Source organism: Streptomyces sp. LUP30 (genome assembly GCF_001746365.1).
GTDB lineage: Bacteria > Actinomycetota > Actinomycetes > Streptomycetales > Streptomycetaceae > Streptomyces.
The window spans coordinates 1-20,837 of record NZ_MJAJ01000013.1; the positions used below are offsets into that span (position 1 = coordinate 1).

Sequence of the window (20,837 nt, forward strand, 5' to 3'; positions counted from 1 at the left end):
CCCCGGGGGGCGGCACCCCGCTGCCGCCCGAAGCCGCCGTCGGACAGCCGCGCGCCGCGCAGCCGTTGCCCGCCGAGGCCGCGGCCACGCCTGCCATGGACCCCAACTCCACTCAGGGGCGGGCGATCAGCGTGCGGACCCTGGGCCAGGGCGTGCCGTTCACCCGGCAGGCCGCGCAGGTGCAGCAGGCACACCAGTCTTTCCAGGCTCAGCAAGTACTTCAGGCGTCGTCCCCGTCGGCTTCGGCCACCCCCGCTCCGCACTCCCCCGGCGGATCCGGGCGGCGACGCAAGCTCGGAACGCCGCCCGATCCGGCGGCCCGCCCGGAGCAGGCGGCCCGCCCGGAGCAGGCGGCCCGGCCGGAGCAGGCGGCCCGGCCGCACCCGTCGGCCGAGCAGCCCCTTCCACCCCAGGCCGGGCAGACTCCTGCGGGCCCGGCGGCTCCGCAGGCTGCCGCGGCGGCCGGCCCCGCCCCCATGGCGTCGCCGCAGGCGCACCCCTCGCTCGCGGGGCAGGCGCGGCTCGCGCCCGGCGGCTCGGGCACCGAGGGCGCCGGACGGTCGTATGCCATAGGAGCACCGGACGAGAACGCCGCCGAGGGGCCCGAGCCGCTGGACGGTCCCGGTGGGGCCGTCGAGGTGGCGGATCCGCCGCGACCGCAGCCACTGGACGACGAGCTGCCGCCGGAGCCGCTGGACAACCCGCGTCGGCTGCTGGTGTGGCCCGCGCCGGACGTGCACACGCAGCAGGCGCTCAGCGACCGCGGCTACCGTCCGGTGATCGTGCACTCGCGCGAGGAGGTCGACGCCCAGATCGCCGCGTTCCCGGCCGCGCTGTTCGTGGACCCGCTGACCGGGCCGATCACCCGCACCGCGCTGCAGTCGCTGCGCGCGGCCGCCGTCGCCGCCGAGGTCCCGGTGCTGGTCACGGCCGGGCTCGGGCAGGCCACGCGCGAGGCGGCCTACGGCGCCGACCCCGCCGTCCTGCTGAAGGCGCTCGCACCGCGTGACAGCGAGCAGCATCCGCCGCGGGTGCTGCTCATCGAGGAGCACGCCGAGATCGCCCTCGCGCTGACCTCGACGCTGGAGCGGCGCGGGATGCAGGTGGCCCGGGCGGCCAGCGACGCGGACGCGGTCACCCTCGCCGGGCAGCTGCGGCCGAACCTGGTGGTGATGGACCTGATGCAGGTGCATCGGCGGCAGTCCGGGATCCTGGACTGGCTGCGGGCCAACGGGCAGCTCAACCGCACCCCGCTGGTCGTCTACACGGCGGCCGTGGACCAGGCGGACCTGCCGCGGCTCGCGTCGGGGGAGACGGTCCTCTTCCTCGCCGAGCGGTCGACGAGCCCCGAGGTGCAGGGCAGGATCGTGGACCTGCTGGCCCGGATCGGCACCAACTAGCCGCCCGGGGTCTCCGCGGGGCGAAGGCCGTCCGTGCCCGCCCGCCCCCGGAGTCGTCGCGGGGCGAAGGCCGTCCGTGCCCGCCCGCCCCCGGAGTCGTCGCGGGGCGAAGGCCGTCCGTGCCTTCCTTCCGCGCCGCGGGCCCCGGGCCGCCCGGAGTCTCCGGCGGGCGGGGGCCGTCCGCGGGCGTTCCCCTGCCCAGCCGCTCAGTTGGCGATGATCCTGCGGGCCGCCTCCTTGATGGAGGTGCGCAGGCGGTCGCGGTCGGTGTCCTCGCCGCCCGCCAGGATGCGGCTCATCTGGGGGACGACGGTGGTCCAGTTGGCGATCGCGATCAGCAGGAAGAGCAGGTCGCGTGCCGGGATCGCGTCGGTGATCACGCCCCGGTCCTGGCCGTCCTGCATCGCACCGACCTTGAGCGCGTAGTGCTGCCGGCGTTCCGCCTCGTCGGGCAGCTCGGCGGTGCCGTACTCGATGCCCTCCCAGTAGAGCAGGCGCAGCAGCTCGGGGTGGGCGGCGTGGTAGTCCATCAGCCGGTCGAGCCAGCCCTCGATGTCGTCCGGGTCGACGGGGACGGCCGCCGCGAGGCTGACCATGCTGTGGCCGAGGACCAGGGAGAACAGCTGGGACTTGTTGCCGAAGTAGGCGTAGATCAGCTGCTTGTTCGCCTTGGCCTCGGCGGCGATGCGGTCGATGCGCGCGCCCGCGATGCCGTGACGGGCGAACTCCGCGACGGCGGCGTCGAAGATCCGGGCTCGGGTGGCCTCGGGATCCCTGGTGGTTGCCATGGGGCCATCGTAGCGAGACACGTAACCAACTAGTTGGTTGACAGGGAATCGACGTCCGCCTCAGACTGTTGCCCTGTCGTTCCAACCAACTGGTTGGTTGCCTGAGCCGCCTCGAAGGAGCGTCTCCGTCATGTCGTCCGCAGACACCCGCACACCGGCCGCCGCCACGAACCGGCGGATGCCGGCTTCGAATTCGGCTCCGGTTCCGGCTCCGGCCACGGGCCGGGGCCGGGGCCGGGGCCGGGACCTCCTCCTGGTCCTCATCGCCCTGTGCACCGCTGCCACGGCCGCCAACATCTACGTCGCGGCCCCGTTGCTCCCGCTCATCGCCCACGACTTCGGTTCGACGCCCTCGGCGGTGGCCTGGATCGCCTCGGTCGCCCAGTTCGGCTACGCGGCCGGTCTGCTGTTCTTCGCCCCGCTCGGTGACCGTGTGAACCGGCGCCGACTGGTCGCCGTCCTCTCCCTGGTCACGGCCGTGGCGCTGATCGCCGGTGCGGCGGCCACCGGAGCCGCGACCCTCGCGGCGGCCGTGCTCGTCGCCTCCGCCGCCACGGTGGTCCCGCAGCTCCTCGTTCCGCTGGTCGCGGCACGGGCCCCGGCCGACCGGCGCGCCCGGCACGTGGCCGCCGTCATCGCCGGACTGTTCACCGGCATCGTCGCGGCCCGCGTGCTCGGCGGACTCGCCGGGCAGGCCTTCGGCTGGCGGACGGTGTTCGTCGGCGCGGCCGTCCTCACCACGGCCCTGGGGCTGCTGACCGCGGCCGCGCTCCCGGCCGAAGACAGGCCTACCCGGGAGGGTCACCTCTTCGCCGGTCTGACCGCGATGCCGGGTCTGGTGCGGCGCTCGCCCGACCTGTGGCGTGCCTGCGTGCGGCAGGCCGGCATGTACGGCGCCTGGAGCGCCCTGTGGACCTCGCTCGCGCTGCTGCTGACGGGCGGCGCGCACGGTCTGTCGACGGCGACCGCCGGTCTCTTCGGCCTCTTCGGGCTGTCCGCCAGCGTCGTCGCGCCGCTGGCCGGCGGTCTGGTCGACCGCTTCGGCGCGGCGAGGACGGTGCGTGGCGCGTATCTGCTCGCGGCCGTCTCGGTCCCGCTGTTCTGGCTGGGCGGGCACGTCATGGCGGCGCTGTTCGTGGCGGCGATCGTGATCCACGCGGCTCTCGTCGCGTCCCACGTCGCCAACCAGACCCTGGCCCTGACGACCACCTCCGCGCCGGCGACCGCCAACAGCGCTTATGTGGTCGCGGGTTTCGCGGGCGGCGCCACCGCCTCGGCCCTGGCCGCCCTCGCTTTCGCCCGTTTCGGCTGGGGCGGGGTCGTCGCGGTGGCGGGCGCGTGGCTGGTCCTGGGCTGGAGCACGACGGCCGGACGCTCCCGGCCCACCGAGCAGAGGGCGAGGTGAGAGCCGCCGAGCGGTCCACCGGACCGCAGCCGCCGCGCACCGGACCGCAGCCGCCGCGCACCGGACGGACGCCGTCGTACACCGGACGGCCCCCGCGCCCTGCTCCGCCCCTGACCTGATCAGGGCGGGGCGGTGGAGATCAAAGGCAGGGCGGGGCGGTGGAGGGCAGGGGCGGTCAGACGGTCCGGCGTGCCGACGAATGCGGTGCTCAGAGGCGGGTGATGTCCAGTTCGCCGTCGGCGTACCGCCTGCGCAGCACCTTCTTGTCGAACTTGCCGACGCTCGTCTTCGGGACGGCCTCGACGATCGTCCAGCGCTCGGGGAGCTGCCACCTGGCGATCCCGCCCTCGGCGGCGAGGAAAGCGCGCAGGGACGCGAAGTCGGCGGTGGAGCCCTCCTTGAGGACGACCGTGGCCAGCGGGCGCTCGCCCCACTTCTCGTCCGGGACGGCGACGACCGCTGCCTCCATGACGTCGGGGTGGGCCATCAGCGCGTTCTCCAGCTCGACCGACGAGATCCACTCGCCGCCGGACTTGATGACGTCCTTCGCGCGGTCGGTGAGCGTGAGGAAGCCGTCGGGGGAGATGGTGCCGACGTCGCCCGTCTTCAGCCACCCGTCCTCGCTGAACTTGTCGGCGGGGCGCAGGGGTTCGGCGTCGGGGCCGTTGTAGTAGGCGCCCGCGATCCACATGCCGCGCACCTCCAGCTCGCCGGCGGACTCCCCGTCCCAGGGCAGGCGTTCGCCGCCGCTGCCGGTGAGGCGGGCCTCGACGCCGGCCGGGAAGCGGCCCTGGGTGATGCGGTAGGCGAACTCCTCGTCGGTGCCGATCGCGTGGGCCGGCGGACGGGCGACCGTGCCGAGCGGGGAGGTCTCCGTCATGCCCCAGGCGTGGCACACGTGCATGCCCAGCGCGTCGAAGGCGGTCATCAGGGAGGGCGGACAGGCCGCGCCGCCGATGGTGACCTGGGTGAGGGTGGAGACGTCCCGCGGCTTGGCGGTGAGCTCGGCGAGCAGGCCCTGCCAGATGGTGGGGACGGCCGCCGCGTGAGTCGGCCGTTCGCTCTCGATCATCTCGGCGAGCGGCGCGGGCTGCAGGAACCGGTCCGGCATCAGCATGTTGACACCGGTCATGAAGGTGGCGTGCGGCAGGCCCCAGGCGTTGACGTGGAACTGCGGGACGACGACGAGCGAGGTGTCCTGGTCGGTGAGCCCCATCGACTGGGTCATGTTCACCTGCATCGAGTGCAGGTAGATCGACCGGTGGCTGTAGACCACGCCCTTGGGGTCGCCCGTGGTGCCCGAGGTGTAGCACATGGCGGCCGCCGAGCGTTCGTCCAGCTCGGGCCAGTCGTACGTCACGGGCCGCCCCGCGAGGAGGTCCTCGTACTCGTGCACGCGCGCGTGAGCGCCGTCGAGGAGGGAGCGGTCCCCGGGGCCGGCCACCACGACGTGCTCGACCGTCCGCAGGTGCGGGAGCAGCGGTGCGAGCAGGGGCAGCAGGGATCCGTTGACCACGACGACCTTGTCAGCGGCATGGTTGACGATCCACGTGAGCTGTTCCGCCGGCAGGCGCAGGTTGAGGGTGTGCAGCACGGCGCCCATGGAGGGGATCGCGAAGTAGGCCTCGACGTGCTCGGCGTTGTTCCACATGAGGGTGGCGACCCGGTCGTCGCCGCTCACTCCGAGTTCGTCGCGCAGGGCGTGCGCCAGCTGGGCCGCACGGTCGCCGATCTCGGCGAAGGAGCGGCGCTGCGGCTCGCCCTCGCCCGTCCAGGTGGTCACCTGCGACGTCCCGTGGATCTTCGCTCCGTGAGTCAGGATCCTGGAGATGAGCAGCGGTACGTCCTGCATGGTGCTCAGCACGGGGTCCTCCCAGAGCGGCGTCATCGCCTACGCGGTGGTGATTGTTGCGCTGATTCTGCGCACATACCACGCGGTATGTCACTAGCTGACGATGATCGATCACGTCACGACAAAACCCAGGTCAGCACACCAGGTCGGCGCGCTATCGAACAAGTCCCAGCTCAGGGTCCTCACGGAGCTTGCCCAGGGCCCGCGACACCGCCGACTTCACCGTGCCCACGGAGACGTCGAGCACTTCGGCCGTCTGCGCCTCGCTGAGATCCTCGTAGTACCTGAGGACGACCATCGCCCGCTGCCGCGCGGGCAGCTTCATGATCGCCCGCCACATGGCGTCGTGCAGCGCCTGGCGCTCGGCCGGATCGTCACTGCCGCCGACCGGATCCGGCTCCGGCAGCTCGTCGCACATGAACTCGTCGACCTTGCGCTTGCGCCACTGCGACGTGCGCGTGTTCAGCAGCGCCCGGCGGACGTAGCCGTCCAGCGCCCGGTGGTCCTCGATCCGCTCCCACGCGACGTACGTCTTCGCGAGCGCGGACTGCAACAGATCCTCCGCGTCGCACGGGTTCGCGGTCAGCGACCTGGCGGTGCGCAGCAGCACCGGCTGCCGGGCCCTGACGTACGACGCGAACGACGGGTACGGTGCAGGCCGCGTCATACCGTTCGAAGCGCTGGTGCACACGGGTGTGGTCATGGCTCCACGCTAGGTTCGGCCCCCGGCCGCGCGGATCGCCCGCAGGTCCCTAAGCCGAGTCCGTCTCAGGTTGTAGGGGTGGTGCAAGCTCCACCTCCTGAAGGTGGACGAGAAGCCCCCCACTCCTGCGGGATGACCCTGGTACCGCGGGATGATCCGTGGTGCTGCGGAGCGCCCCCTTGAAACCAGCTGAAGTCAGCAGGACGACCCCGGACGGACGCCAGAGCGGCAGGAAGGCGCCGCAGCCGGACAGAGGCACACCGTCGGGACGGTGACGAGGGCGCAGGAGGCAGGAGGCAGGACGCAGGAGGCAGGACGCAGCGGACGGGGATGCACGCCGTCGCGAAAGTGACGCCGGACGCAGTCGGACGGATGCCCTCGGACCCTCATCCGTCCGACGTGAGGACCAGGCCCGATGTGGGCACTCCGGTCCCCGCCGTCACCAGGACCCGGGCGGCCCCCGGCAGCTGGTTCACCGAGGTGCCGCGCAGCTGTCGTACCGCCTCTGCGATGCCGTTCATCCCGTGGAGGTACGCCTCTCCGAGCTGACCGCCGTGGGTGTTGAGTGGCAGCCTGCCCTCCGCCACGAAGGCCGCCCCCTCGCCCGGAGCACAGAAGCCGAACTCCTCCAGCTGCATCAGCACGAACGGCGTGAAGTGGTCGTACAGGATGCCCACGTCGATGTCGGCCGGCGCCAGCCCGGAACCGCGCCACAGCCGGCGGGCGACCACGGACGTCTCCGGCAGCCCCGTCAGGTCGTCCCGGTAGAAGCTGGTCATCTGCTCCTGGGCCCGTCCCGCGCCCTGCGCCGCCGCCGCGACCACGGCGGGCGGCCGCGGCAGGTCGCGGGCCCGCTCCAGCGAGGTGACGACCAGCGCCTGACCGCCGTCCGTCTCCTGACAGCAGTCCAGCAGCCTGAGCGGCTCGGCGATCCAGCGCGAGGCCGCGTGGTCGGCGAGGGTGATCGGGCGGCCGTGGAAGTACGCCGCCGGATTGGTCGCCGCATGCCGCCGGGCGGTGACGGCGACGGGCCCGAAGGCCTCCTCCGCACTGAGCCCGTAGGCATACAGGTACCGCTGCGCCGCCATAGCCACCCATGAAGCGGGCGTGAGCAGACCGAACGGCAGCGACCAGCCGAGCGCCGCGCCCTCCGCAGACGGCTCCCGGTGGCGCACCCCCGACCCGAAACGGCGCCCGGAGCGCTCGTTGAAGGCGCGGTAGCAGACGACGACCTCGGCCACGCCCGTCGCCACGGCGAGGGCCGCCTGCTGCACCGTCGCGCAGGCCGCCCCGCCGCCGTAGTGGACCCGGGAGAAGAAGGACAGCTCGCCCATGCCGCAGGCCTGGGCCACGGTGATCTCCGGGCTGGTGTCCATCGTGAAGGTCACCAGCCCGTCCACGTCGGCGGGCGTGAGGCCCGCGTCGGCCAGGGCGGCCCGCACCGCCTCCGCCGCCAGCCGCAGCTCGCTGCGCCCCGAGTCCTTGGAGAACTCCGTGGCCCCGATGCCGACGATCGCGGCCCGGCCGCCGAGGGAGTCCCGGCCGCCGAAGGAGCCCCGGTCGCCGACGGACTCCCGTGTGCGCCCGCTCACGCGCCGGCCTCCTCGGGGAGGGTGAGCGTGACCGTCCCCGTGACATGCCGGCCCACGCCGTTGTCCCCGGTGACCCGCACCACGGCGGTGTCGCCGTCGACCTCCTCGATCCGGCCTCTCAACACCATGCTGTCCCCCGGGTAGTTGGGCGCGCCCAGCCGGATGGCGACCTTGCGGAGGACCGCCGTGGGGCCGAAGCAGTCGGTGAGGTAGCGGCCGACCAGGCCGTTGGTGGTGAGGATGTTCATGAAGATGTCGGGGGACCCCTTGCGCCGGGCCAGCTCGGGATCGTGGTGCACGTCCTGGTAGTCGCGCGAGGCGAGGGCACCGGCGACGATCAGGGTCCGGGTGACGGCGATCTCCAGCGGCGGCAGCTCGTCGCCGGCCTTCACGCGGCCCCCTCCCGCGCGCGGAACACGGGCAGCGTCAGATCATCGTCGTAGACCCGGAAATCCAGCGTCACCGGCATCCCGATGCGCACCTTGTCGTAGGGCACGTCGACCACGTCGCTGATCACGCGGACGCCCTCCGCGAGTTCGATCAGCCCCACCGCGTAGGGCGGGGAGAACGCCGGGAAGGCCGGATGGTGCATCACGACGTACGAGAAGACCGTGCCGTCGCCGTCCGCGTCGACGGTGTCCCACTCCGCCGAACCGCAGGCGTTGCAGCCGGGCAGCCAGGGGAATCGCAGGGTGTCGCAGGCGGCGCAGCGCTGGATGAGGAAGCGGTGGTCGCGGACTCCCGCCCAGAAACCGGCGTTGTCGCGGTTGACGACAGGACGCGGCCGACGCTCCGGCCGCTTCACCTCCGTCGCCTCTGCCACCTCCATCGCCCCTGGCGCCTCTGTCGCCCCTGGCGCCTCCGACTTCTTCTCCGTCGCCTTCGCCGTCGCACCCGACTTCGTCGCCGTCGTTGCGGTCCCGGGTTCCGGCTGCCGTGCGGCGGGCGCGTACTTGAGGATGCGGAAGCGGTGGGTGCCGACGAGCGTCCCGCCCACACGGATCTCGGTTCGCGTCGTCACGAAGTGGCCGGCGCCCAGCTTGGTCGTCTTGCGCCGCGAGACCGACTCGATCACCGTGTCGAAGGCGACCTCGTCCCCGGGGTGCAGCGGGCGCACGTACTCCTGCTCGCAGTCGGTGGCGACGACCGCGGTGCAGCCCGCCCCGTCGAGGAGGGCCAGCAGTTCGTCGTAGGCCTGCGTCCGTCCCGCATGGCCGCTCAGACCCCCCATGATCCACGCCTGGAGCATGGTGGGCGGGGCGATCGCGCCGGGACCGGCGTACGCCGGGTTGGCGTCGCCCATCGCCTCGCACCAGTGCCGGATCATGGGCGCGTTGACGGGGTCCCGGCCCACGCCCGAGACCGCGGCGGGGCGCCCCTCGTAGGCCTTGAGCCGCAGGTGGAGATGGTCGTCGTCCACGGCCGCACTCCTTCCAGACGATTTCTGACTGTCCGTCAGATAGCTTCGCCTGTCAAGGTCGTCGTCACACGGGAAACGCCTGCGCGGCGACGCCGAAGCACCGCCGCGCAGACGCACCCCCCAGCCCCTCCCGACCCCCACCCCCACCCCCACCCGGACAGTTGACCGACCGCCCCGGCACTGCGACGAGGTCGAGAGACCAGAGTTGCCCACCGAATACCTGACGAACCATCCCCAAGGTCCTGATTCGCACTCAAGCGTGAGAGTCAGTCGATAAACCCTCATCTCGATCTTTACTGTCCCTGACATCGCAAAGTCCGGCAGATCGGTCATCGGCCTCCCGCGCCCCACAAGAGGCGAAGCGTTACGGCGCTTTTCCGCCAGGCCCGGCCGACCTCGGGCGCGTCGTCGCCACCCCTCTTCCCTTTATCGAACACACGTACGACACTGATTTCATGGCCACCACCGACCGGTACCCCCGGCAGGCCGCCACCCTGGCCCTCGCCCACGCGCTGTCGGCCGCCGAACGCGGCCTGGCCGTCATCCCCCTGTCCCGGACGAAGCTCCCGGCCCTGCGCTCACCCCACCGCGACTCCCCCGCACCGGCCGGGCCACCGTGCCACGGCGAGTGCGGCCGCTTCGGCCACGGCGTCTACGACGCCTCGACCGACCCGGTCCGCATCCGCGAGCTGTTCGCCGCCGCGCCCTGGGCCACCGGCTACGGCATCGCCTGCGGCCTGCCCCCGCACCACCTCATCGGCGTCGACCTGGACACCAAGTCGGACACGGACTCCGCGGCCGCCCTGCGCGCCCTCGCCCTGCACCACCGGTTCACCATCCCTCCGACGATCATCGTCCTCACCCCGTCCGGCGGGCGGCACCTGTGGCTCACCGGGCCGCCGGAGGCCGTCGTCCCCAACTCGGCCGGCCGCCTGGCCCCCGGCATCGACATCCGGGGTGCAGGCGGATACCTGGTCGGCCCCGGCTCCCGCACCGCCCACGGCGCCTACGCCACCGCCCCCGGCACCGCCCACCTCACCCCCGCGCCCTGCCCGCGGTCCCTGCTCCGCCTGCTGCTGCCGCCACCGCGCCCGCCTCGCCCCAGCGGCGCAGGCCCGACGGCGGGCGGGGCGACAGCGGGCGGCGCGCACGGCCGCGGCCTGGTCCAGTTCGTCCTGGCCGCCCATGAAGGCCAGCGCAACACGCGGCTGTTCTGGGCGGCCTGCCGAGCGTACGAGGACGGCATCGGCCCGGAGCTGACCGCGGACCTGATCACCGCCGCCGTACGAACGGGCCTGACGTCGAGGGAGGCTCGGGGCACGATCACATCGGCGGCACGCATGACCACGCACCGCCTGACCCGCGACACCCCTGGCACCCCGCGCACCCCGGGCACGCCGAGCACCCCAGGCATCCCTGGCACCCCGGGCTGATGTGCGGCGGGCTCCGATGCCGGCAGAGCCGGTGTCAGTGCGAGTGCGGCGCCCTTCGACGGCGCAGTGCGAGCACGGTGCCGCCGCCGACGAGCACCAGCGCTGCGGCGACGCCCGCGACCATCGGCGCACTGCCGTTCGCCCCGGTCTCGGCAAGGGCGGTGCCACCGCCCGCGGGTGACGGGGCGCTGCCGCTGCCGCTGCCGCCCTGCACCGCAGTCGCCGAGGCACCGGGCTCCGTGGAGGTCGACGGAGAGGAAGACGGCACGGAGGCCGAGGACGCCGACGAGGGAGAGGACGACGGCGACGGCCGGCCGGACGGCGCGGCGGACGCCGAGGGCGAAGGGGTGCCGGTCGCACAGGTCTCGTCCTGGACGACGACCAGGGGCTCGATGTCGTCGTCGACCTGGTCGCCTGCCTTGATGTGAACCTGGAACGTTTCGCCGGCGTACCAGTCCAGGGGAGTGAGATCGACGGTCACGCCCCGCGCCGTCGGGTGCTCGATCTTCTTGGTGTCGACGAGGCGCAGGTTGTTGATCGGCTGGTTCAGCTGGAGGAACAGGGAGACGGTGGCCGGCGTGCCGGAGGCGTCCTTGTCGGTGACGCGTATGACGCCCTTGCCGTGCGCGTCGCAGACGGCGGCGGCGGTGAAGTCGCCGATGCTGCACGCGAGTGCCGTGTGGGCGGCGCCGACGGCGAGGGCTGCCGAAGCCGCGAGGGTGCCTATGACGCGGGCCGCCGAGGCGGCGCGGGATGAACGAGACACACTTGTCCTTGAGTTCGGTCAGGAGGCGACGGGGCAGGTCCCGGGAAGGCCGGACGACGACACCGCCGCACGAACCCCCGGAGCCCCTTGAGGTTCTCCGTCAAAGACACATCGCCGCAGACCAAGGCGGGTTGAACAACCGGCAATGATCACGCGTGCCCCTCCCCAAGGAACGGTCATGCCCCCACCGCTCGCCACGGGCCGGGAAATCAGCCAACTGCTCTCGACGTCCGACGAGTTCGCCATCACCGTCGTCCGACGGCGTCTCTCGACCACGCGGAACGACCACGAGGATCCGCGCCCACCTCGATCCGCGCACCGCGGGCTACCTTCACCAGATGAACATCAAGGAGCCGGTGAGCTGCGCGTTCTGTATGGAGACCACCGATGTCGGCCCCTCCGGTGATGGCGTCACACTGCAGATCACGCGGGCCGGGGAACAGAGCACACAGTTCGTCCGGGCCCACCTGCGCTGCCTGGACGAGCGACTTCACGAACAAGTCACCCGAGGCCCATGGCTCGACGACTAGGCGCCGTCCGGCCGGTCATGTTCGAACCGGACAGCTGGTGCCACCACTATCCGTCGAAGCTGGGTGGTGCAGGCGGGCGGCCTGGCTGTCGGTCCTCTCCGGGATCGTGTGCCGAACCGCACCACATTGATGGCCCGGACAGGCCCTGGAAGCCTGCCCCGCTCGTGCCCCTCCCGTGGCCCGATCGAGCAGTGAACCTCGGAGAACATCGGGCGATCACGGTGAACGGGTACGGAAGCGGCCCCCGACCAGTTGCCTGGTCAGGGGCCGTTCACCTGCGGTGGGTGTGGGATTTGAACCCACGGTGACTCGCGCCACGACGGTTTTCAAGACCGTTCCCTTAGGCCGCTCGGGCAACCCACCCGCGCCCCGGCCCACCTGGGACGAAGCGGGTACAGACTACCGGGCGCGAGCTCGAAGCGGCGAGCATGGTCCACGCGGGGTCCACAGGCTCTCGTCTCGGGCGCCGGCCCTCCCCAAGAGCATGAGCAGCACCCCACTTCGGTATTGCGCCGGCAAGCAGCCAGTTGCTGGGGCACCCACACCCCTCCCCCTCTCGAACACGAGTTCCCGATCCGTGGGATTGGGCGGGCCGTTACGCGGGGCTCCGTCTTCCCGTCGGCTCATGCTCGGCGGCCGCGATCAATGACCTCTGTGCGCCGTCGCCGCCGTCAGGACCTTCTCGAGTCTCGGGCGGAGAGTTCTTCGGCCAGTTCCATACAACGCAGGCGGGCCGGGGAGAAGTCATAGGGCATCTTGCCGGTGGCTTCGAACACGCTCATGGAGTCGGCCTCCCGCCTGCCAGAGCTGAGGTCGGCCTCGCCCTCGCCGTCATCGGCAGTGGCAGTGGCAGTGGCAGGGTGCAAAGTGTCCCAGGCGTCGAAGAGGTCGTCGTCGCCCTCACCCAGGCCGGACTCCTCGATGACGGCCTGCAGGGCACTTTCGAAGGCGTGCCGCTCGACGGCCACTTGAGCCACCCGTGGATCGTCGACGGCGACACTGTCGTCGAGTGCCTCCTCGGCGTCATCGATGCGGTCGGAATCCTCCCGCAGAGTGGGATGCGTGGCCAGGACGACGAAGCGGGTGGCCTGGACGGCCGCGCCGAGCGCGCCGAAGATCCGCTCAGTCACCAGCAGACTGTCCAGATCCGTCTGACGCAGGGAGCCCTCGGGCAGGCTCTTGAGGCGTTCGGTGACGAAGTCGGAGAGCAGGCCCATCCGGCTGCCTTCGGTGCGCATCCGCTGCACGGCGGTCCGTTGCCGCCGCAATTCCGTCTCCTGTTCGGCGAGGGTTTCCTCCAACCGCTCCAGGATGCCCGCGATACCTTCTCCGCTGTCCGCACCGGAGGAAGCCGTGCCGGTGGTAAAGGCGTCACGGATGTCGTCCAGGGCGATCCCGGCATCGGTCATCTTGCGAATCCACAGCAGGCGGATCATGTCCTCGTACCCGTAGCGGCGGCGGTCATCGCCGCCCCGCTCAGGCTCGGGGAGCAGCCCGATCTCGTGGTAATGGCGAATCGCCCGTGGCGTAGTGCCGGCGAAGGCCGCCGCGTCACCGATCTTGACCTGGCGGGGCGGCATGAAAGACGAATGCATGAGCAGGGACCTTTCCTCAAGGCATCGGGACGTAGCCCACCGGACCACATGCCGCTACGGAAGGTGCAACCCCATACACACCGCTCCGCCCGATGCCAAGAAATGCGCCCTTCCACAGGAACGATCGCTTCCTGCTGTGGCATCCGCACGACGGCAGGCTGAGGGTTCACAGCCACTGATGAACCGCCGCGACCTGAGCCGTCGCCTGGAACCGAACCGCAAGTCTGTCGAACCGGGTCGCCACGGCCCGGTGCTGCTTGGGACGGTTGATCCCGCGCACGGTCTGAAGCCCTCGGAGCAACGACCTGGCGGCCCGGCCGGCACTTCGCCAGCATCCCGAACAGGTGATCGGCAACCCTCGATGCCCCCGGCGTTTGGCGGGGAGTATCAACCCCGCGTCAGTGAAGTTGAGTTGGCCATGTCACGGGACCGTTACAGCGTCGTCCTGGATCAAGGACCGACGCATCCGCTCGGATCCTGCGCCCCTGATAATGATCAAGAACGTGCCGAGGGACGCCCACACCTCAGCCCCAACCAGTCGATCACGCAGGGGAACTGACACTTGATCCGCAACCGCCGCAAGGCCTTCCTTGTCTCCGCCGCGCTCCTGGGCGGCACCCTGCTGATGACGGCGTGCAACCAGAGCGACGACGCCGGCAGTTCCTCCGGCAAGGCCGACGCCTCTGCGGCGGCGAGCAAGTCTGGTGCCACAGGCGTCAGCGGTGCCTCCGCGTCCCCCTCCGGTTCCGGGAACACGTCCGGCGGCAGCACGTCCGGTTCCGGGAACACGTCCGGCGGTGGCAGCGCGTCCGGTTCCGGGAAGACGTCCGGCGGTGGCAGCACGTCCGGTTCCGGCGAGACCGTCGTGGAGGGCCTCAACAAGGGCAAGGGCGTCAGCGGCACCTGGTACGGCAGCGTGCGGTACGTGGCGCCCGGCAAGTACCTGGTCGACGGTCCTGCGGCCCACGGCTCCGGCGGTGAGCAGCAGGAGTTCTTCCTCGCCGAGGACACCGTGATCCTGGGTGGCGGCCAGATCTGCGGCACCGCCGGCTCGAAGGTGGACGCCCCCTGCGAGGAGGCCGACCTGGAGAAGGCCGCCAAGAAGGGTGTGGAGGCCGAGGTCGTGGTCAAGAACGGCATGGCCACTCAGATCACCGACGGTGCGCTCCGCTGATCCGATAGCTCGCAACGAGCAGAGGCGGTCTCCCGGAAGCCACACTTCCGGCAGGCCGCCTCACTCATTGCCGCGTCTCGGCGCTTCCGGCCTCACGTACGCAGAGGCCGCCGACTCCCCTTCGCGCGGTCCTCGGCAACGGTCCGTGCCTCAGACCGCTTCGAGACCGTTCCCTTGGACCGCTCGGGCAACCCATCCCGTGCCGTCCGTGATCGACGGCGCGGGGGCGAGAGTGACGGGTGAGCACGCGCGCGTGGGGGCGGTGGTTGCTGCGCCCGGGGAGGTACGCGCGCGTGGGTTCAGCTGTCGCCCTTGCGGGAGCCGAGGGTGAGGTCCACCGTGTGGGTCTTGCCGCTGCGCTCGTAGGTGATCGTGACCTTGTCGCCGGGCTGGTGGGTCCAGATCTCGCCGATGAGGGTCGGGCCGCTGTCGATCACCATGTCGTCGAGCTTGGTGATGACGTCGCCGGGCTTGAGGCCCGCCCGGTCCGCCGGGCCGCCGGACTCGACGGCCGAGGCGCCGCCCTCCGCCGTGTCGGTGATCTTCGCGCCGCCCGAGCCCTCCTGCAGCGAGACCGACGCGCCGATCTTGGCGTAGACGGGCTCGCCGGTCTTGATCAGCTGCTGGGCGACGTACTTGGCCTGGTTGATCGGGATGGCGAAGCCGAGGCCGATGGAGCCGGACTGGGTGGTACCGCCCAGTCCGCCGCCGCCGGTGGACTGGATCGCGGAGTTGATGCCGATGACGTTGCCCGAGGCGTCCAGCAGCGGGCCGCCGGAGTTGCCCGGGTTGATCGAGGCGTCGGTCTGCAGGGCGCTCATGTACGAGGAGGAGCTGCCCGAGCCGTCGCTGGAGGCCACCGGGCGGTTCTTCGCGCTGATGATGCCCGTGGTGACGGTGTTGGACAGGCCGAAGGGGGCGCCGATCGCGATCGTCGAGTCGCCGACCGCCACCTTGTCGGAGTTGCCGAGGGCGAGCGGCTTCAGGTCCGAGGGGGCGTTCTTCAGCTTGATGACGGCGACGTCGTAACCCTTGGCGTGGCCGACGACCTCGGCGTTGTACTTCTTGCCGTCCGGGAAGGTCGCCGTCAGCTTGCCGCCGTCGACCGCCTCCGCCACCACGTGGTTGTTGGTGACGATGTGGCCCTGGGTGTCGAAGACGAAACCGGTGCCGGTGCCGCCCTCACCGCTGCTGGACTCGGCCTCGATGGTGACCGTGCTGGGCAGGGCCCTGGCGGCCACGCCCGCGACCGTGCCGGGATCGCGCTTGACGGCGCCGCCGTCGGTGGAGGCCGAGACGGTGGTGGAGCCGCTGTTGTCGTCGTTCCTGGCCAGGGTGTAGCCGAGGCCGCCACCCAGACCTCCTGCGACCAGCGCGGCGACCAGGACCGCGGCGACGAGCCCGCCGCGGCCGCGGCCCGACTTGGGCGCGGGCTCCTGGTAGGAGGCTCCCCAGACGGTCCCGCTGCCTCCGCCGGCGCCCGCTCCGTCGGCGCCGTACGCGTGCGTGCCGGCACCGGCGTCGGCGTACAGGGGGGTCGCCGGGGGCGGGTTCTGCCAGTCGTTGCCGGGAGCTGCCGGGGATCCCTGACCCTGGGGAGCCGCGGACTCATGCCCGGTGGAGGCGTGGGGGACGGCCGGCGGCGGCCAGTCGCCGTCGACCGGAGCGGACGGGGCGGGCGCCGTCCGGGGCGTGCCGGGCGGAGGCCAGCCGCTCTCGGGTGCGCCGGTCGCACCGGCCACTCCCGCCGGGACGGCGCCCGGCGCCTGCGGGGGCGCCGCCGGGAGCGGGGTGGTGGGCGCGCCGGACTCCGGCGCGGGCGCCTGCGAGGCGGCCGAGGGAGACTCCACCGGCACGGGGGGTGCGGACGGGGCCGGGGGTACCTGAGTGCCCTCGCTCTTGCCCTCGTTCTCGGTGCTCACAGCTCTTCTCCTCGATCCACGGCTGTTTTCGGCGGTCGCACTGGGTGGCACTGGGTCATGCTCGTCGGCGCTCGACGCGCTCCGTCGCACGCTTCGTCCACTACCCGGCGCGCTGAAGCTGTTGCATGTCCTTTTGTACGTCTCAGCTTTTCCCACGGGCCGTCAGAGCACCATAAGCGGTGCCTGTGGGTCCACGGTCTTTCTTTATAAGGGTCAATACGCACAATAAGCGCGCATCTTCGAAACATCTCAGAGGGTTCTCAGACGACGGGCCGTCGGTGGCACGATGACGCGGTGACCCACGCACGGCAGCACCACATTCAAGTCGTCGCCCACCGAGGCGCCTCCGAGGAAGCCCCCGAGCACACCCTGGCCGCGTACAAGAAGGCGATCGAGGACGGTGCGGACGCCCTCGAATGCGATGTGCGGCTGACCGCAGACGGTCATCTCGTCTGCGTGCACGACCGCCGCGTCAACCGTACGTCCAACGGACGCGGCGCGGTCTCCGCCCTGGAGCTCGCCGACCTCGCGGCACTGGACTTCGGCTCCTGGAAGACGAAGGAGGCGCACGAGGCCTGGCACGCGCGCGAGGAGGACCCAGACTGGGAGGTCCGGCCCGAGGACCGCGAGGAGACGTCGGTGCTGACCCTGGAGCGGCTGCTGGAGCTCGTCTCCGACGCGGGACGGCGGGTCGAGCTGGCCATCGAGACCAAGCATCCGACCCGCTGGGCCGGACAGGTGGAGGAGCGGCTGCTGACGCTGCTCAAGCGGTTCGGCCTGGACGCGCCGGGCTCGCCGGCCGAGTCACCGGTGCGGATCATGAGCTTCTCGGCGCGCTCGCTGCATCGCGTGCATGCCGCCGCACCCACGATCCCCGCTGTCTACCTGATGCAGTTCGTCTCGCCCCGGCTGCGCGACGGGCGGCTGCCCGCGGGGGTCGGGATCGCCGGCCCCTCGATCCGGATCGTGCGCAATCACCCGGCCTACATCGAGCGCCTGAAGCGGGCCGGCCACCAGGTGCACGTGTGGACCGTGAACGAACCTCAGGACGTCGATCTCTGCGTCGGGCTGGGCGTCGACGCCATCATCACCAACCGCCCGCGCGCGACGCTGCGACGCCTGGGCCGCTGAACCCGGCCCCCCGTCCCCGCTCGGGACGGGCTTCACCGAGCCGCCTGAAACGCCCCCGCAGAGCCCCCGTTGCCCCCTGGAGTTCACACAAGTCCCAGAAGCCCCATCCACACCTCTTGACCCACAGGTTCACCTACAGCATTCTCCGTTCTCAGCCATACCGTCCAGATTCAGCCACTCACTGACGAGCCCCTCACAGGGAGTGCTCCGGCGCGTTCGGTCCGTGTTCGGTCGTTCCGAATGCGTCCCCGGACCTGCATTGGCCGGTTTCCGGTACAGGCCAATGGGGCATCCACACCGTGGCGTGGGGCGAAGGAGGTCTCGGGGGTGGCGTTGGTGGTGGCACAGGAGGTGCCCGCGTCGTCGAGCATGGCCGTACCCCATGGTCCTGCGGGCGTGGGGAACGCGAGACACCGCATGCGTGATCAACTGCGCAGGGGCGGGGTGTCGGAATCGGTCATCGACGACGCCGTACTGATCCTTTCCGAACTTTTGAGCAACGCCTGCAAGCACGGCAGACCACTGGGCGACGCCCTGGCCGGGGACGGCGACGTCCGGGCCGCCTGGCGTGTCGATCCGGGAGGCCGGCTGGTGGTCGAGGTGACCGACGGCGGCGGTCCGACCCGCCCCGCCCCGGCGACCCCGTCCGTCACCGCGCACGGCGGCCGTGGGCTCAACATCATCACGGCGCTGGCCGACGACTGGGGCGTCCGCGACGACGCTCTCGGCGAGGTCACGGTGTGGGTCGTCGTGCACGCGGACGTGTACGACCCCGACGCGGGCTGCCGACGCGACGACTTCGCGTCCCGGGTCGCGGCGCCCACGGTCGCGTCGATGCCCGGTCTGGAGTTCGCGGACGCGTTCGACGACCTGGACTAGAGGCATGGACTAGCGGCATGGGCCGAAGACCCGGACCGGGGAACTGGATCAGGGGCCTGGACCAGGGGCCTGGACCAGGGGCCTGGACCACAACCGAGGATCGGGCGAGGTCGGCCGGGCACCGGTCGGGGGATGCCCGGACGCCGTGCCTCCCCCGGGCGGCACGTCGTCCCCGTCCCGTGCGCCGTCCGTGGTCCACACGCCGCGTCGTCCACGGGCCGTCCAGCGTCCACAAGCCATGCGTCGTCCACGGACCGTCCGCTGTCCACAAGCCGTGCGTTGTCCACAGGTTCCCGTGACGGAGCGTGCGAACGGCTAGGCTCCCGCCGTACCAGACGAGCCGTACCCGGGAGACACCCAGTGGCCAAGAAGCGACCCCAGACGAAGGCCAAGCGGCCGCAGCCCACCGACGCGGACATCCCGGTCGTCGGCGCGCGGGAGCCCTGCCCCTGCGGCAGTGGCCGCCGCTACAAGGCCTGCCACGGCCGGGCCGCCGCGCACGCCGCGACCGAGCTGGTGCAGCGCCCCTTCGAGGGGCTGCCGGGCGAGGGCGACTGGGTGGCACTGCGCGAGCTGGTGCCGGCCGCCACGGTGGAGCTGACGCTCAAGGACGGTCTGCCCGAGGGCGTCCCGTCGGTCACGCTCGCCACGGTGCTGCCGATGGCCTGGCCCGCCCTGCGCCGCGACGACGGCTCGGTGCTGCTCGGCCTGCAGAACGACACACCCTCCGGGGACATCAGCCGAGACCTGGCCGACACCCTGCGGCGCGCTCTGGACGCGGATCCGGGGACCCCGGTCCAGGCGCGCCGGGCCCCGGCCGACGGTCCGCGGATGCAGGACCTGCTCGACCCCGAAGGCACGTTCGCGCCAGTCGTGCACAGCGGCTTCGAGTTCTGGGTGCCGGACCCGGAGAACGCCGCGCCGGAGGTGGCCGCCTCCCTGGAGCGGGCGAACGCCGCGGCCATCCCGACGGTCAAGCTGGCGGGCGTGGACTGCGCGTACTGGTGCGAGACGCCGGAGAAGAACCATCTGCGCTGGGTCATGCCGTATCCGGAGGAGCAGCTTCTGGACGCTCTCGCGCGGCTGCACGCCGCGGGGCGCGCCGGCCTCGGGGAGGGCACACGCCTGGTGGGCTCCTTCCGGGCGCACGGTCTGACGGTGCCGGTGTGGGACCTGCCGAGCGCGGTCACCGCGGACGACGTGGAGAAGCCGGCCGCCGAGTTCGCCGAGCGGCTCGCCGCGGCCCTGGCCTCGGACGCACCGCTCACGGCGGACGAGCGTCGTGCGCGCGGCGGCCTCACCAACCGACAGGTGACGCTCAGCTGACGCACGGGGCCGCAACCGGGCCGTGCTGAACGCCCGTTCAGCGCGCCGGTGCGGACGGCCGGGGTGAGCCCGCTCACAACTGCCGTCCGCACAAGGCGAGTCGACGCCAGAAGAGGCCACTCGCGGGTGTCCGGAAAGCCGATGAAAACAAGAGATCGAATTTGCGTAGGGCCGATCTCTTGTTACCGTTCGAGTAGCCCGGTTGCTGGTGCATCCCCCGTCGCCAGCAACCGGGTTTTTCCGTACGCGAATCCGTTCACTCGGAGACAGCGACCTTCAACTGCCCGTGTCCGTCCGGGAGTTGCTGCCGGACCGCAGGAGCAGCGGACCGCCCTCGGATGCTCGGGCGAATTCCGCGACAGCCGTGTAGGCCGGCAGGTTTCCCCGGCTCCGCTCATGGGGCGTCTCGCAGGACTCCGGGTCGTCCTCGGCGCCCACCGCGCAGTTCGTCTGCACCGTGCGGCCCGCGGGCCCCATGAGGCTCAGAAAGGCGTCCAGGGCGCGTCCGGTGGCGTTGCGGTAGTAGGTGCGCGCCCAGGTGTCCTCCCCCTGGGACAGCACGCAGGTCTGCGCCTCCACGCCGTCGGGGGAGGTGAGCTCGGGACCGCACCGCGCGGCGGTGGCCAGGCCCAGCCCGAGCAGCAGCGGGGACCGGGAAGGCGCGACGAAGGGTGCTTTGGGGTCGGTGCGCTCCTCGGCGCGCCGACCGCGACGTTCCGCGGCCTGCGGGCCGGTCGCCTCGGCGGCGCGCGGGTCGCCGATGCCGAGCGCACGCGTGTCGGTCGTGTCGGCCGCGCGCCCCTCGTCGCCGACCGGCCCCGCGGACGCCATGGCCAAGGGCAGTGCGATCGCGCCTGCCACGGCGCCCCCGAGGGCGAGGAGACGAAGGTTCATGTAGCGGAAGATAGAGGGCGAACCCCG

18 protein-coding genes and 1 tRNA gene are annotated in these 20,837 nt (G+C 71.8%); 8 read left to right on the top strand and 11 right to left on the bottom strand.

The genetic code is table 11. The features are described 5' to 3' along the window. The coding region (locus tag BG482_RS13365; protein ID WP_141746570.1) for a response regulator at positions 1 to 1,400 on the top strand (1,400 nt) is incomplete at its 5' end. A 206-nt stretch (positions 1,401 to 1,606) separates the two neighbouring features. Here BG482_RS13365 and BG482_RS13370 read toward each other — a convergent pair. After that, on the bottom strand, positions 1,607 to 2,188 hold the full coding sequence (locus BG482_RS13370; RefSeq protein ID WP_069769221.1) for a TetR family transcriptional regulator: 582 nt from the start codon (positions 2,186 to 2,188) through the stop codon (positions 1,607 to 1,609). A gap of 130 nt (positions 2,189 to 2,318) precedes the next feature. Between BG482_RS13370 and BG482_RS13375 the strand changes: the two genes are divergently transcribed. Continuing rightward, positions 2,319 to 3,593, top strand: coding sequence for an MFS transporter (locus BG482_RS13375; protein ID WP_256096348.1), 1,275 nt, complete (start codon positions 2,319 to 2,321; stop codon positions 3,591 to 3,593). A gap of 208 nt (positions 3,594 to 3,801) precedes the next feature. Here BG482_RS13375 and BG482_RS13380 read toward each other — a convergent pair whose 3' ends face one another. The 5 genes from BG482_RS13380 to BG482_RS13400 all read right to left on the bottom strand — a co-directional run bounded on the left by BG482_RS13380 (position 3,802) and on the right by BG482_RS13400 (position 9,160). After that, positions 3,802 to 5,481 carry a long-chain fatty acid--CoA ligase gene (locus tag BG482_RS13380; protein ID WP_107450533.1) on the bottom strand — a complete coding sequence of 560 codons (1,680 nt, stop codon included), beginning with the start codon at positions 5,479 to 5,481 and terminating at the stop codon, positions 3,802 to 3,804. 118 nt (positions 5,482 to 5,599) lie between these two features. Beyond that, a complete protein-coding gene (locus tag BG482_RS13385) occupies positions 5,600 to 6,148 on the bottom strand; it encodes a SigE family RNA polymerase sigma factor (RefSeq protein WP_069769223.1) in 549 nt (182 codons plus the stop codon). Positions 6,149 to 6,534: 386 nt separating this feature from the next. After that, positions 6,535 to 7,740, bottom strand: coding sequence for a lipid-transfer protein (locus BG482_RS13390; RefSeq protein WP_069769224.1), 1,206 nt, complete (start codon positions 7,738 to 7,740; stop codon positions 6,535 to 6,537). Further along, positions 7,737 to 8,132, bottom strand: a complete 396-nt coding sequence (locus tag BG482_RS13395; RefSeq protein WP_069769225.1) for a MaoC family dehydratase — start codon at positions 8,130 to 8,132, stop codon at positions 7,737 to 7,739. Before BG482_RS13395 ends, BG482_RS13390 begins: the two co-directional genes overlap by 4 nt. After that, positions 8,129 to 9,160, bottom strand: coding sequence for a bifunctional MaoC family dehydratase N-terminal/OB-fold nucleic acid binding domain-containing protein (locus tag BG482_RS13400; protein ID WP_069769226.1), 1,032 nt, complete (start codon positions 9,158 to 9,160; stop codon positions 8,129 to 8,131). Before BG482_RS13400 ends, BG482_RS13395 begins: the two co-directional genes overlap by 4 nt. 455 nt (positions 9,161 to 9,615) lie before the next feature. Between BG482_RS13400 and BG482_RS13405 the strand changes: the two genes are divergently transcribed. Next, positions 9,616 to 10,593, top strand: coding sequence for a bifunctional DNA primase/polymerase (locus BG482_RS13405; RefSeq protein ID WP_256096349.1), 978 nt, complete (start codon positions 9,616 to 9,618; stop codon positions 10,591 to 10,593). A 34-nt stretch (positions 10,594 to 10,627) separates the two neighbouring features. On the opposite strand, the gene BG482_RS13410 is transcribed toward BG482_RS13405, so the two are convergent. Continuing rightward, positions 10,628 to 11,359, bottom strand: a complete 732-nt coding sequence (locus BG482_RS13410) for an LAETG motif-containing sortase-dependent surface protein (protein WP_069769227.1) — start codon at positions 11,357 to 11,359, stop codon at positions 10,628 to 10,630. A 338-nt stretch (positions 11,360 to 11,697) separates the two neighbouring features. Here BG482_RS13410 and BG482_RS43430 point away from each other — a divergent pair, with 338 nt between their 5' ends. After that, a complete protein-coding gene (locus tag BG482_RS43430) occupies positions 11,698 to 11,889 on the top strand; it encodes a hypothetical protein (protein ID WP_141746571.1) in 192 nt (63 codons plus the stop codon). A 278-nt stretch (positions 11,890 to 12,167) separates the two neighbouring features. On the opposite strand, the gene BG482_RS13415 is transcribed toward BG482_RS43430, so the two are convergent. Together BG482_RS13415 and BG482_RS13420 are read right to left on the bottom strand one after the other, a co-directional pair. Then, positions 12,168 to 12,252: transfer RNA gene (locus tag BG482_RS13415), tRNA-Ser, on the bottom strand. A gap of 308 nt (positions 12,253 to 12,560) precedes the next feature. After that, a complete protein-coding gene (locus BG482_RS13420; RefSeq protein WP_069769228.1) occupies positions 12,561 to 13,484 on the bottom strand; it encodes a MerR family transcriptional regulator in 924 nt (307 codons plus the stop codon). A gap of 562 nt (positions 13,485 to 14,046) precedes the next feature. Here BG482_RS13420 and BG482_RS13425 point away from each other — a divergent pair. Beyond that, the gene (locus BG482_RS13425) at positions 14,047 to 14,658 is read left to right on the top strand and encodes a hypothetical protein (protein ID WP_069769229.1); all 612 of its coding nucleotides are present in this window, start codon (positions 14,047 to 14,049) and stop codon (positions 14,656 to 14,658) included. 299 nt (positions 14,659 to 14,957) lie between these two features. Here the strand turns inward: BG482_RS13425 and BG482_RS13430 are convergent, their stop codons facing one another. Then, positions 14,958 to 16,580 (bottom strand): S1C family serine protease, encoded by a 1,623-nt coding sequence (locus BG482_RS13430; protein WP_069769230.1) that lies wholly within the window; start codon positions 16,578 to 16,580, stop codon positions 14,958 to 14,960. 294 nt (positions 16,581 to 16,874) lie between these two features. Here BG482_RS13430 and BG482_RS13435 point away from each other — a divergent pair, with 294 nt between their 5' ends. The 3 genes from BG482_RS13435 to BG482_RS13445 all read left to right on the top strand — a co-directional run bounded on the left by BG482_RS13435 (position 16,875) and on the right by BG482_RS13445 (position 19,916). Further along, positions 16,875 to 17,711, top strand: a complete 837-nt coding sequence (locus tag BG482_RS13435) for a glycerophosphodiester phosphodiesterase (RefSeq protein ID WP_069769231.1) — start codon at positions 16,875 to 16,877, stop codon at positions 17,709 to 17,711. A gap of 240 nt (positions 17,712 to 17,951) precedes the next feature. After that, on the top strand, positions 17,952 to 18,590 hold the full coding sequence (locus BG482_RS13440; RefSeq protein ID WP_069769232.1) for an ATP-binding protein: 639 nt from the start codon (positions 17,952 to 17,954) through the stop codon (positions 18,588 to 18,590). A gap of 360 nt (positions 18,591 to 18,950) precedes the next feature. Beyond that, positions 18,951 to 19,916: a DUF5926 family protein gene (locus tag BG482_RS13445; protein ID WP_069769233.1), complete on the top strand. Its 966-nt coding sequence runs from the start codon at positions 18,951 to 18,953 to the stop codon at positions 19,914 to 19,916. Between the two features lie 276 nt (positions 19,917 to 20,192). Here the strand turns inward: BG482_RS13445 and BG482_RS13450 are convergent, their stop codons facing one another. After that, on the bottom strand, positions 20,193 to 20,810 hold the full coding sequence (locus BG482_RS13450) for a hypothetical protein (protein WP_069769234.1): 618 nt from the start codon (positions 20,808 to 20,810) through the stop codon (positions 20,193 to 20,195). Between the last annotated feature and the right edge of the window lie 27 nt (positions 20,811 to 20,837).